This window comes from Neobacillus sp. C211, from assembly GCF_051842875.1.
Lineage (GTDB): Bacteria > Bacillota > Bacilli > Bacillales > Cytobacillaceae > Neobacillus.
Genome location: NZ_JBPXRO010000033.1, coordinates 1 through 12253, shown reverse-complemented (window position 1 = coordinate 12253; position 12253 = coordinate 1). Strand labels below are relative to the sequence as shown.

General features: G+C 37.7%; 11 protein-coding genes. 7 read left to right on the top strand and 4 right to left on the bottom strand.

Annotated elements, in window-relative coordinates; translation table 11 throughout:
* Positions 1 to 11 precede the first annotated feature (11 nt).
* Entirely contained in the window at positions 12 to 488 is a 477-nt protein-coding gene (gene larC / locus ACSU6B_RS23860) for a nickel insertion protein (RefSeq protein ID WP_168242344.1), read from the top strand.
* Positions 489 to 553: 65 nt separating this feature from the next.
* The gene (gene tkt, locus ACSU6B_RS23855; RefSeq protein WP_410888768.1) at positions 554 to 2566 is read left to right on the top strand and encodes a transketolase; all 2013 of its coding nucleotides are present in this window, start codon (positions 554 to 556) and stop codon (positions 2564 to 2566) included.
* Between the two features lie 49 nt (positions 2567 to 2615).
* Here tkt and ACSU6B_RS23850 read toward each other — a convergent pair whose 3' ends face one another.
* From ACSU6B_RS23850 to ACSU6B_RS23835, 4 genes are all read right to left on the bottom strand, one after another.
* Positions 2616 to 2897 carry a hypothetical protein gene (locus tag ACSU6B_RS23850; RefSeq protein ID WP_214732019.1) on the bottom strand — a complete coding sequence of 94 codons (282 nt, stop codon included), beginning with the start codon at positions 2895 to 2897 and terminating at the stop codon, positions 2616 to 2618.
* A 7-nt stretch (positions 2898 to 2904) separates the two neighbouring features.
* The gene (locus ACSU6B_RS23845) at positions 2905 to 4185 is read right to left on the bottom strand and encodes an ArsB/NhaD family transporter (protein ID WP_410888766.1); all 1281 of its coding nucleotides are present in this window, start codon (positions 4183 to 4185) and stop codon (positions 2905 to 2907) included.
* 155 nt (positions 4186 to 4340) lie between these two features.
* Entirely contained in the window at positions 4341 to 5447 is a 1107-nt protein-coding gene (locus ACSU6B_RS23840) for a metallophosphoesterase (protein WP_410888764.1), read from the bottom strand.
* A gap of 91 nt (positions 5448 to 5538) precedes the next feature.
* A complete protein-coding gene (locus tag ACSU6B_RS23835) occupies positions 5539 to 7713 on the bottom strand; it encodes an MMPL family transporter (RefSeq protein WP_410888762.1) in 2175 nt (724 codons plus the stop codon).
* Positions 7714 to 7997: 284 nt separating this feature from the next.
* On the opposite strand from ACSU6B_RS23835, the gene ACSU6B_RS23830 reads away from it, so the two are divergent.
* From ACSU6B_RS23830 to ACSU6B_RS23810, 5 genes are all read left to right on the top strand, one after another.
* Entirely contained in the window at positions 7998 to 8939 is a 942-nt protein-coding gene (locus tag ACSU6B_RS23830; RefSeq protein ID WP_215003866.1) for a sugar-binding transcriptional regulator, read from the top strand.
* Between the two features lie 128 nt (positions 8940 to 9067).
* Complete coding sequence (deoC, locus tag ACSU6B_RS23825; protein WP_410888759.1) at positions 9068 to 9742, top strand: deoxyribose-phosphate aldolase; 675 nt, start codon at positions 9068 to 9070, stop codon at positions 9740 to 9742.
* 24 nt (positions 9743 to 9766) lie between these two features.
* Entirely contained in the window at positions 9767 to 9937 is a 171-nt protein-coding gene (locus ACSU6B_RS23820) for a DUF1427 family protein (RefSeq protein WP_088085922.1), read from the top strand.
* Between the two features lie 25 nt (positions 9938 to 9962).
* A complete protein-coding gene (locus ACSU6B_RS23815) occupies positions 9963 to 10361 on the top strand; it encodes a cytidine deaminase (RefSeq protein WP_410888812.1) in 399 nt (132 codons plus the stop codon).
* 339 nt (positions 10362 to 10700) lie between these two features.
* Positions 10701 to 11942, top strand: a complete 1242-nt coding sequence (locus ACSU6B_RS23810; protein ID WP_410888758.1) for an LOG family protein — start codon at positions 10701 to 10703, stop codon at positions 11940 to 11942.
* Positions 11943 to 12253: the final 311 nt, after the last annotated feature.

Genomic DNA, 12253 nt, shown 5'->3' with positions numbered 1-12253 from the left:
GAAATGATTTAATGGTCTCTCATCATCCTCCCAGCAATGAGCATCTTGATGATCAGATGGTCAAAATGGAAGTTAATCTTGATGATATCCCTGGGGAATGGCTAGGCTATGTGATGGACTTGCTGTTTGAGGCTGGCGCTAATGATGTCTTCTATACCCCGATTTATATGAAAAAAAATAGACCAGGCGTATTGCTTCAATTGCTTTGCTCGATGAAACATATAAATACAATGAAGGAAATTCTTTTTAAGGAAACCACCACACTAGGAATACGCTATTATCCTTTAACAGTACACCGGTTAGAAAGAATGTTTAGGAAGGTTACAACTGAGTGGGGTGAAGTGACAGTAAAAGAAGGAATTTATGAGGGACATGTTGTGCAAAGAGCTCCGGAGTTTGAGGAATGCAAAAGCATTGCACAACTACATAACATTCCCTTGAAAAAGGTTTACGAAATGGTTTGGAAGGCTTTGGGTAATGAAAACTAAGCCTTTCAAACTGCTCTATAACAAGGTTGATATACAATATTAATAGATTTGGAGTGTAATAGCACATGACAACATTACTTAATGAAACAAAACTTGATCAATTAGCCATAAATACGATTCGTACTTTATCGATTGATGGGATCGAAAAGGCCAACTCCGGTCATCCCGGCATGCCAATGGGTTCAGCCCCAATGGCTTATACACTTTGGGCAAAAGAAATGAATCATAACCCAGTGAATCCTAAATGGTTTAACAGAGACAGGTTTGTTTTATCAGCAGGTCATGGATCAATGCTTCTATATAGTTTATTACATTTATTCGGTTACGACGTAACTATTGACGATTTGAAAAACTTCCGTCAATGGGGAAGCAGAACTCCTGGTCACCCTGAATTTGGTCATACTCCTGGGATAGAAGCAACTACAGGGCCATTAGGACAAGGGGTTGCTATGGCTGTGGGGATGGCAATGGCGGAAAGACATCTTGCAGCTACATACAATCAAGAGGGATATACAATAGTTAATCATTATACTTATGGTATTTGTGGAGATGGTGATTTAATGGAAGGTGTATCTGCTGAAGCAGCATCCCTGGCAGGTCATCTTAAACTTGGAAGACTAATTGTTATGTATGATTCAAATGACATTTCATTAGACGGAGATTTGCATTTATCTTTCTCTGAAAGTGTGGAGGATAGATTTAAAGCCTATGGATGGCAAGTGATTCGTGTAGAAGACGGAAATGATACTGATGCTATTCAAAAAGCATTACAAGAGGCAAAAACAGAGTTGAATCGCCCTACTTTAATTGAGGTTAAAACCGTGATCGGTTATGGTTCTCCAAATAAAGCTGGTAAGTCTGCTTCCCATGGGTCTCCACTTGGGAAAGAAGAAATTAAGTTAACAAAAGCTGCATATAATTGGGACAATGAAGAGCCATTTTTCGTTCCCGAAGAAGTAAAAGAGCATTTCAAGCAATTTACGCTAGATGGCCAACTCAAAGAAAATGCATGGAATGAATTATATGCGAGTTATAAGAAGGAATACGCAGAGCTTGCTAAACAATTTGAAGCCGCGATCATTGGAGAGCTTCCGGCAAATTGGGAAGAAGCATTACCTATTTTTACAGAAGGAGAAAAAATCGCAACTCGCGTATCATCGGGGAAAACACTGAATGCGGCAGCCAATGTTGTCCCACATTTTATCGGGGGATCTGCTGATTTAGCAGGATCGAACAAGACACTTATTACATCTGAAAAGAATTACTATATTGATAGCTATGCAGGTCGCAATATTTGGTTCGGAGTTCGTGAATTCGCAATGGGTGCCGCACTAAATGGGATGGCTCTTCATGGCGGCGTTAAAGTATTTGGTTCTACTTTCTTCGTATTCTCTGATTACTTACGTCCAGCAATTCGTCTAGCTGCCTTAATGAAGCTTCCTGTTACTTATGTTTTTACCCATGATAGCATCGCTGTAGGTGAAGACGGACCTACACATGAACCAGTTGAACAGCTAGCAGCATTACGTGCAATGCCGGGAATTTCCATTCTTCGCCCCGCGGATGCGAAGGAGACTGTTGCCGCTTGGAGATTAGCAATGGAAAGCACAGATACGCCAACAGCCCTTGTTTTAACACGTCAGGACTTACCGACATTAGCGCTTTCACAACAAACGGTTTATGAAGGTGTTAAAAAAGGTGCATATGTTGTTTCAGAAGCAAACGGCAATGCTAGCGGTTTATTGCTTGCAACAGGATCCGAAGTGTCCTTAGCGATGGCAGCTCAAAAAGAGCTTGAAAGTGAAGGGATTTTTGTATCAGTTGTAAGTATGCCAAGCTGGGATCGTTTTGAGAAACAATCGCTTGAATATAAAGAATCAATCCTTCCTAAAAATATTAAAGCACGTCTTGCTATTGAAATGGGTTCGTCAATTGGATGGAGAGAATATATGGGGGACAATGGCAGCGTCATTGCCATCAATCAGTTCGGGGCATCTGCGCCTGAGAGTATATTACTTGAGAAGTATGGTTTCACAGTTGAAAATGTCGTTAAATGCTTTAAGGAGCTTAAAAATTAAGACGTTAAACGATAATAGAAATGGCTGCCAGATGGATGGCAGCCATTTTTTAGATCCATTTAATCTCTTTCACTATTTGCTGTCTAAACAACTGGATGATAAATTCATTATAAAAGTCTTTTCTAACGATTATTTGAAACCTATTATTCGGGTGAATATAAAAATGGATATCAGTTAGGATATTATTTGAATCAAAATACCCACGAATTTCTTCGATTTTTTTCTTCCATTTATTTTCAACAAAAGTAAGGGTGAATTCAAAATCATCGCCATTAGCAGTTTCCTTTAAGTCGAGAAGCTGTTCGTTATATTTATACTCCACTTTCATCATACTCCCCCTAAATTAAATATCTTAGATAAATGTATACAGTACAGATTATGATCGATAAAATCATTAATGGGAAGGCAATTAACAAGAATTTACCAAAAGTAATCGGATGCCCTTCCTTCGCTGCTAGCCCGGCGACAATCACATTGGCACTTGCACCAATTAATGTACCGTTTCCGCCAAGACATGCCCCTAACGATAGACTCCACCAAAGTGGCTCTAAATTATTTATTCCTAGTTCTCCCATATCTTTAATCATAGGAATCATTGTAGCGACAAACGGGATATTATCAATAAAGGCAGATGCGATGGCGCTTACCCAGAGAATTAATATCGATGTAGAAGTAACATCACCCCCGGTAAGGTGTACAGAGTAATCTGCTAATAACGAAATCACCCCTGTTTCTATCAAACCTGATACCAATACGAACAGTCCAATAAAGAAGAAAATAGTTGTCCATTCTACTTTTGAAAATGCTTTATCTAAATATTTTTCCCCTGTTAAGAGAAGAAGCAGAAAGGCACCGGCCAATGCGACAGTTGCTGATTCAATGTGAAGCAGTTGATGCAGGAAGAATCCCACAATCGTCAGCAAAAGGGCAATTAATGATTTGATTAATAACTTTTTATCCGTTATTTCTTCCTTTTCATCCAGGTCCATTAGATTGGCTTTTAATTCTTCTGATGTTCGAAGCTGTTTCCGATAAATGAATGCTAATATTCCAATATTAACGAATAGGATAAAGAATGATATGGCTGTAAGATTATTAATAAATGCCATAAAGGTAAGTTCCTTCACGGCGCTGCCTAGCATAATATTCGGAGGGTCACCAATCAGTGTGGATGTTCCTCCAATATTTGATGCGATAATTTCGGTTATTAAAAAGGGAATCGGATTTACTCGAAGCTGTCTTGTAATACTGAATGTAACTGGAACCATTAAAAGTACCGTTGTCACATTATCTAAAAACGCTGAACCCAATGCAGTTATGGTACCGAGCGCCAGCAAGATTTTTAAAGGATCCCCTTTCACTTTTTTAGCAGCCCAAATAGCTATGTATTTGAACAGACCAGTCTCAGAAGTAATAGCAACGATGATCATCATACCGGTTAGCAATCCGAGTGTATTAAAATCGATATGATGAAGTGCCTTTTCCTGCCCAACAATTCCCAGTAATACCATCATAATTCCGCCGGTCATGGCAATGATCGTGCGATGGATCTTTTCTGTGACAATAAAGGCATATGTAATTAAAAATACACCAATTGCGATTAGTGCTTGAGTTGACATGTAGCGACCTCTTCTCCCAAATATTTTATCCAGTACAATAGTAAAAAATGACAAAAAGGAGCCTGTTTGACAGACTCCCCCTAATAAAAACACCAATTATATTCTACATTATTTTATAAAATTATACTTTGGATGTAAAGAAAATCTTTTAACTATTAAAGCCCCAATTTTTTAATAAAATCTACCGTTTCCTGGTGCTCAGGTTTCACTAACTTATATAGTCCTTTATCCTTCCTTACAAGAGGATTTCCTGACTCATCAGCAATGGGTCTTGTTAAAGATGTCCCTTTTACTACCCTCCACGTACTATTGATTTTTTGGATTCTGAGATCAATAATCCCAAGTCGGCTTCCAAAAGCTCCTGCCATTACAACAGGCTTTCCATTTATTTGCCCCATTTTTATGTTGGTATTGGGAGAATTTTCATAAACAGGTCCTGGGAAGACACTATGTGAATGTCCAGCTAACAGGGCATCAATTCCAGGGATTTTTGTTAAATAATAGACAGTATTTTCTGATTCAGCATTATATGGCTCGTAGCTGATTCCTGTATGGGCAAGGGCGACAATGATATCCGCTCCTTTAGACTTCATGATTGGTATAAATTCTTTCGCTGTATCAACAATCGGTTTTGCAGTAATCTTCCCTTCAAGATTCGCCTTATCCCATTTCATGATTTGTGTTGGCATAAATGAGATGACCCCAATCTTTAGTTCATGTTTTCTTCCTGTTTGGTCAACCACATTCCTTTTTAAAATAACATAGGGGGTAAAATAGGGTTTATTCTTTTTAACAGAGAAAACATTTGCATTGATGACTGGCATCTTGGCACCTTTTATGGCGGCATTTAAGAAATCTAGTCCATAATTAAATTCGTGATTACCAATGGCAATCGCATCATAGTCCAAAAAATTAAAGGCACGATAAACTGGATGTATTTTTCCCCTATGAATTCCCCGAATTCTAGCTAAATACTCTCCAAGGGGATTTCCCTTAAGGTGATCTCCATCATCAAACAATAAAGAATTTTGGACTTCATTCCTTGCAGTACGGATAAGTGTTGCAGTCTTTACAAGTCCAATTCGGTTGTCTGCTTTTGTTTGATAATAATCATAATTGATTAAAGATGCATGCAAATCGGTTGTTTCTAGGATACGTAAATCAACTACTCCTTGTTGATTTGGCGTACTCTCTGCAATAGACAAAAAGGAAGTTTGCGAAAGACATATTAGAAAAAGGATAAGAAGAGTTTTTTTATGCAAATAGAATACCTCCTTCAGAATCTGGCTTTAAAGGTATTCTTAGTATTCATACTTCTAATTGAATTATGATTCTTTTTGACAATCAAGGAAATTAGGCTGGCTTTTTACTTGATCTATGTAGTCTATTATTTTTTTTGCCAAAAAACCACCAGTTCCAATCGCCAAGCAGCTTCATCAAGGCTGGCACCAAGACCATTCTCACAATCGTCGCATCAATGAAAATTGCTATGGCAATTCCCACCCCTAATTGCTTAACTGGCATAACCCCAGTAAAAGCAAACGCACCAGTAACGACAATCATAATGGCAGCGGCTGAGGTAATAATTTTACTGGTATAAGTCAAACCAGAAATTGTAGCCTCACTATTATCTCCTGTTTTTAAATAGAATTCCTGTATTCGCGAGATGAGAAATACTTCGTAATCCATTGAAAGACCAAAAACAAGTGTAAAAACAAACACAGGTAAGATTAAGGCAATATCAACTGGTGTGATTCCTAAATGACCTTTCTGGAAAATCCAGACAACAATTCCGAAGGTGCAGCCCAGGCTTAACACATTCATTAGGATGGCTTTCAATGGAATAAGAATCGAGCGGAAAGCTGCCATTAATATTACAAACGTAGAAATGACAATCAATAAGAATCCATAGGGAGCTTTTTGGAATATTTCTGAAAAAATTTCTTGCTCAAATTTTATGGGTCCGCCAAATGAAGCTTTTAAGCCTAAATCTTTATTCGACCAATCAGCTACCCATTGTCTTGCTTTAGAAGAATGTTCGCCTGTTTTTAAATACACCTCTATAAGCAGTTTATTATCTCTAATATAGTAATCATAAATAGGAGCCATCTTGGCATTTTTTCCAATGGTGAGGACTTGATAAAGTTGGTCCACATCCTGTAATCCTGTGGCTGAAAATGGTGAGTTTATAGAATTTACGAGCTTGTCGTTATCAAGTTTTTTTATCACTTCACTTACTTTTTCAAGATTGTTTTTTTCAATAATGCTGCCTTTTGTTTCTAGGACCATCGTCACTTTTTTCTCATCGCGCTGTTCTTTTGCTACGAAGTGATCCTTAAATACTTCCATGGCAGTTCGTGAAGGGTAATTTGGCGGCAGAGATTCAGTACCAGGAATTGCTAAAACCATTTGTTTAAGAGGTATCAATCCTGCCAAAAGAATAACAAGGGCTGCAACTGTCATAAGAATAGGGTGCCTCATCACAATTTTAGCAAATCGGTACCATATGCTTGTTTTCTCGTCTGCCATGGGCAGTATACTTAATTTGTTGATCTTGGTTCCCAATATGGCAAGCAATGCAGGAAGAAAGGTTAATGCACAAACAGCAGAAATTAACACTACGGTCATCCCGCCTAGCGCAACATTTTGAAAGATATCAATTTTGATAAACCAAAGAGCCGATAAGCCAATAAAAACACAAAGGCCAGAAAAGATGATGGATCGTCCCGCGGTTGATACTGTTATTTCAAGTGCAGACTGAATGGATTTGGTTTTTAGTTCTTCTTTATATCGATTGATAAACAATAAAGCAAAATCAATACTTAGTGCCAACCCGATCATTGGAACAATATTTAATATAAAAATGGTTAAATCAGCACCATAACTAAAAAAGTAAACGGTTCCCATTGTACATAATATCGAAACAACACCGATAACAATCGGAAGAGAGGCAGCAACAAGACCTCCGAACGCTAGGATAAGAACGATTAAGGCAATCGGCAAACCGATCATTTCCGCCTTTGCTAAATCTTCCTGACTCGCAGTATTTAGGTCTTTAACAATAATGGGTTCACCAGTCATTGTGACCTTTAAGCCCTTTTTATTTTCAAGTACATCTTTTAATTGGTTAATTTCTTTTCCAAGACTCTCCGCTTTCTTGTTAAAAGTAAGAAGTCCATAGGCATAATTATCCTTTACCATCCCGTCCTGTTCGAATGGAAGAATCATTTGTTGCCTATCATGAATAGCCGTTATTTTATCAAATATGTCTTGAATGAACTTCCTGAAATTCTCATCACTAACCGATTTATCTTTTTCGAACACAAGGATAATGGAAGATTTAGAATGTCCAAATTCTTGTTCGAGGAGTTTACGTGTATGATTGTATTCGCCTTTATACTCAAAACCATTTCCGCTAAGAACTGTCGGTAATTTTAATGCAAAAAATCCTAATAATAGGATCACTAAAATCCAAAATACCAGTACCCATTTACGTTTAAGGTATATATATCCGCCTAATTTCTGCAATGTATCGCCTCCTTAAAAGGAACCATTTTCCTTATTTCAGTATACAGAAGAACTGATGATTAGCGGATGACTTTTACATGTCTTTTTGTATTGTTAACAACTCAGATAAATATCTTAATAAATGTTCCCCATATTAGATGATGAAAATTCACCGTCCTTTTAAAGCCCACCTTTAAATATATTGAAATTAAATTCAAAATGTTGTTTACAAATGTAAACTATGAATGAAATCATTTGTTTTTTTTGTTACAATTAAGAAAATATTAAAACATAGGGTGATAGCAGTGGATCGTGAAAAATTAGCGAAAGTCATTGAAGCAGCAAAGTTATATTATCTATTGGATTATAATCAAAATGAAATTGCCAAGAAGCTCGGAGTTTCCCGCCCTACTGTATCCCGTCTATTACAGCAGGCGAAAAGTGATGGTATTGTCCAAATCAATATTTTGGATCCTACAGAAGATGTTGAGAATCTTGCAATGCAGCTTGAACAAAAGTTCAACCTTAAAAAGGCGGTTGTCGCTTCGATTCCACAATATGAAGATCACATCATAAAGAATTATCTGGGTGAAAAAGCTGCGGTTTATCTTGATGAAATTGTCAAGGATGACGACATAATTGGGGTGACTTGGGGAACAACTTTATACCATGTTGCGGTTGAACTCAAGCAGAAATTTGTAAAAGGGGTAAAGGTTGTTCAATTAAAGGGCGGTGTTAGCCACGCTGAAACAAATACGTATGCATCGGAGATTTTATATCTTTTTGGCAAGGCCTTTCATACAACCCCCCATAACCTACCGCTTCCTGCAATTGTCGATCATGTCGTTGTAAAACAGGCAATGGAGGCTGATCGTCATATTCGAAAAATCCTCGAGCTAGGAAGTCAGGCCAATATTGCTCTCTTTACGATTGGTCCAATTAAAACCGACTCTTTATTATTTCAGCTAGGTTATTTTACAGAAAGTGATTTGAAGTCTCTTTATGGAAAGGCAGTCGGTGATATTTGCTCGCGTTTTTTTGATGAATCTGGAGAAGTATGCAACGAGAGCCTAAATGAAAGGACACTGGGAGTAAATCTTAATGAATTAAAGAAAAAGGACCATTCCATTCTTGTAGCCGGAGGTCCGAATAAAATTGAGGGAATATACGGAGCATTAAAAGGCGGGTACGCCAATGTGCTCGTAACGGATCAATATACAGCACAATTCTTGCTTGATAAGAATTAAAAAAATCATTTTTTACATTTGTTCATAAATGTATTTACAAATGTTCAATGTGTTTGATATAGTTACATTGTGATAAATGCCATAAAATCTTTATATAAATTTACAGGGAACAGGGAGGAAGATTGGTTATGACTCAAAATGTTGTTAGGATGATTGATCATACATTATTAAAAGCAGATGCAACAAAAGAAGAAATTGGTAAATTGGTTGAAGAAGCGAAAAAATATTTATTTGCATCGGTATGTGTAAATCCTACTTGGGTAAATTTTGCAGCTAAAATGCTTGCAGATACCCCAGAAGTAAAAGTATGTACAGTCATTGGTTTCCCGCTTGGGGCAACTACATCAGAAACAAAAGCATTTGAAACAAAAAATGCCATTGAAAACGGTGCAAATGAGATAGATATGGTGATTAACGTCGCTGCGCTTAAAGATAAGCAGGATGATTTGGTTGAAAGAGATATCGCTGCAGTTGTGGGTGCTTCAAAGGGAAAAGCATTGGTAAAGGTAATCATCGAAACTTGCTTGTTAACTAAAGAAGAAAAAATAAGAGCATGTGAAATTTCTGTAAAAGCTGGGGCAGACTATGTAAAAACTTCTACTGGTTTTTCAACAGGCGGTGCAACAGTCGAGGATATTCGCTTAATGCGTCAAACAGTCGGACCTGAAATTGGCGTAAAGGCTTCTGGTGGGGTTCGCAGTCGTGAAGATGCAATTGCAATGGTAGAAGCTGGAGCAACTCGCATTGGTGCAAGTTCTGGTGTTTCAATCAGTAAAGGTGAGCAATCTTTAAGCAATTACTAAAAATACTATTGTGAGGTTCATTTGATGAGAGACGTAATAATGGCATTAATTGCCGGATTAATAGTTGGTATGTTGTTTAAATTTTTAAAGCTTCCGTTACCTGCACCTCCAGTATTTTCGGCTGTCGTTGGTGTTTTCGGGGTGTACTTTGGCGGCGTCCTGCTTGAATGGATTACAAAAATAGTTCAGCATTAAATTTCCTTGGCGGAGTGTGAACATGATGGAAAAAAACGACTTAATCGTTGAAGCGAATAAAGCGAGAGAGTTTGCTTATGCACCATATTCAAAATTCAAAGTTGGTGCAGCCCTATTATCAAAAGATGGTCAAGTTTATCATGGTTGTAACATTGAAAATGCTGCATACAGCATGACGAACTGTGCTGAACGAACTGCTTTGTTTAAGGCATACTCTGAGGGTGTCACACAATTTAATTCGCTCGTTGTTGTGGCGGATACTGAGGGGCCAGTTTCACCTTGTGGGGCTTGCCGTCAGGTAATTTCAGAACTTTGTGATGCAGAAATGGAAGTAGTGCTAACAAACTTAAAGGGTGATATTTTAAAACTCAAAGTAAAAGACTTACTTCCAGGAGCATTTTCACCTAAGGATTTAAATAAATAAAAGAAGTTTATCCTTTTCTGATAAACTTCTCTGGCTATCGAAAAACTTTCGATAGTCTTTTATTTTATTCTCTTTCGTTAAAATTAATTCAAAGAGTTAAATTGTTAAAAAATATTAACAAGAAACCTCGTGTTTTCTATCTACTTAAGGCGTTTGGAATTGAAGGGAAACGTCTCTCCAGGTCTCACATATTCTATACTTTCAATTTGTGCCCAATACTGAATAATAATAAAAAGCTTAGTTAAACTAACAAAAGGAAAATACTGGACAAATCCAATGTGACATGCAAGCCCGTAATCCGTAAAAGAAATGAATTAAGTAAAGGAAGGTTGTTCCTAGATGAATGAAATTGAATTGTATGGCACGATCTTTTATGACCCCGCTACAAACCAATGGAAGGGATCAGGTACGGGGTGGTGGATTGAGAAGACGGATGAGAATGTGGCAAAGATTACGTTTGAGGAGCCAATTACATTTGATCCGAGGTTACCATCAAAAACAAATAACTATAGTCTTTCCATCAGTAATATCAATGAAAATGGTGATGTGGATACCTATAATGTAGACGAAGACGGCTTTATTATGATTTGGAAGGATTATTCAAATGAAACTTGCATGGCTTCCTTTCATGTGGTCGGAACCAAAGTCTGCTTTGTACCGAATGACAGGGCTCTCGTTACGGAAGAAAGCGTGGCTGACATATATGCAGCAGAGCTTTTATTTAGCTATGAAGCAAAGTATGGAGTTATTACACTGATGGGTTCCGGAACTATATCATGCAAAAAAATCGCAGAGGAAAAGTTAGATATCCTAAGTACCCATGAAAAGAAAATTAAGGATCAGCTGGAGAATCAAGAGGACCCATTCTACAGGAAGCTGCTTCAGCACAAATTGGACATGACAAAGCTCAGGATGGACCGCCATAAAAGAATCATCGAAAAAAGTACAAAGTATTGGGATTCTGCTTTTAAGTTCGGGGAGTTATGGGGACATTATTCTGCAAATCAACAGGAAAAGGCACTAGGCGGATGTTATGTACCACTTTGTACAGGCGGAGGTCCTGGAATCATGCAGGCAGCAGCCCAAGGAGCAAGAAACCAGGATGCCCATGTCATTGGGATCGACTGTCAATTTGGTATTGACAACTTTTTCAATTTAAAGGATACATACTCTGTCACCTCGAATCAGCGGCTGAGAATGAATAATTTCTCAATCAGGGAGGGTGTTCTCATTAATTATTCCCATGTCATCCTGTTCTGGCCTGGAGGATTTGGTACGGCATGGGAAGTTTACGAAACCCTATCAAAAATTCAAACCAATCACCTTCGAAGACATCGAACCAAGGCCATTTTTGTCCATGCTGAGTATTGGCAGCCCCTTTTCAATTGTATCAACCATATGCGTGAGCATGGTGCCATTAACAGCTATGGGGACCGTATTAAGATACCTGGTATAGACGATCAATTACCAGACGAGGCCTATCTTGCAGAAGTCGCCAATGGTCCGGAGGAGGCCTTCGAAAAAGCACGTGCGTTTGTCGAAGAGCTATATCGAAAAAATCAATTAACATTAAAGGCATAGATTCCAAAAAGCTTCATTTACTAATTATGAATAAAGTAGGGAAGCCTTGAGAAAGGTTTCCCTACTTTATTCAATTCCCTATATATTGTAGCAGGCGAAACCCCGGTAGGTTCTTCACTTTTCTTAAAAGTCATTCTTTAAGAATGATAGCAGCAATTGCCTAACTTAATTTTTGCCGATTAACATTTGGTCTTCCACATTTACGACATTATCTCTTTAAATGTGTTATACAATTTATTATTGACAAACCAAATGTGACATACTATTATAATATTAACAAATAAAAAAACGCTTACATTTTAAGAAATTAG

Excerpts from the sequence above, each read along its gene's own strand:
- larC (WP_168242344.1), top strand. The coding sequence starts at position 12 with ATGGTCTCTCATCATCCTCCCAGCAATGAGCATCTTGATGATCAGATG.
- tkt (WP_410888768.1), top strand. The coding sequence starts at position 554 with ATGACAACATTACTTAATGAAACAAAACTTGATCAATTAGCCATAAAT.
- ACSU6B_RS23850 (WP_214732019.1), bottom strand. The coding sequence starts at position 2,897 with ATGATGAAAGTGGAGTATAAATATAACGAACAGCTTCTCGACTTAAAG.
- ACSU6B_RS23845 (WP_410888766.1), bottom strand. The coding sequence starts at position 4,185 with ATGTCAACTCAAGCACTAATCGCAATTGGTGTATTTTTAATTACATAT.
- deoC (WP_410888759.1), top strand. The coding sequence starts at position 9,068 with ATGACTCAAAATGTTGTTAGGATGATTGATCATACATTATTAAAAGCA.
- ACSU6B_RS23820 (WP_088085922.1), top strand. The coding sequence starts at position 9,767 with ATGAGAGACGTAATAATGGCATTAATTGCCGGATTAATAGTTGGTATG.
- ACSU6B_RS23815 (WP_410888812.1), top strand. The coding sequence starts at position 9,963 with ATGGAAAAAAACGACTTAATCGTTGAAGCGAATAAAGCGAGAGAGTTT.
- ACSU6B_RS23810 (WP_410888758.1), top strand. The coding sequence starts at position 10,701 with ATGAATGAAATTGAATTGTATGGCACGATCTTTTATGACCCCGCTACA.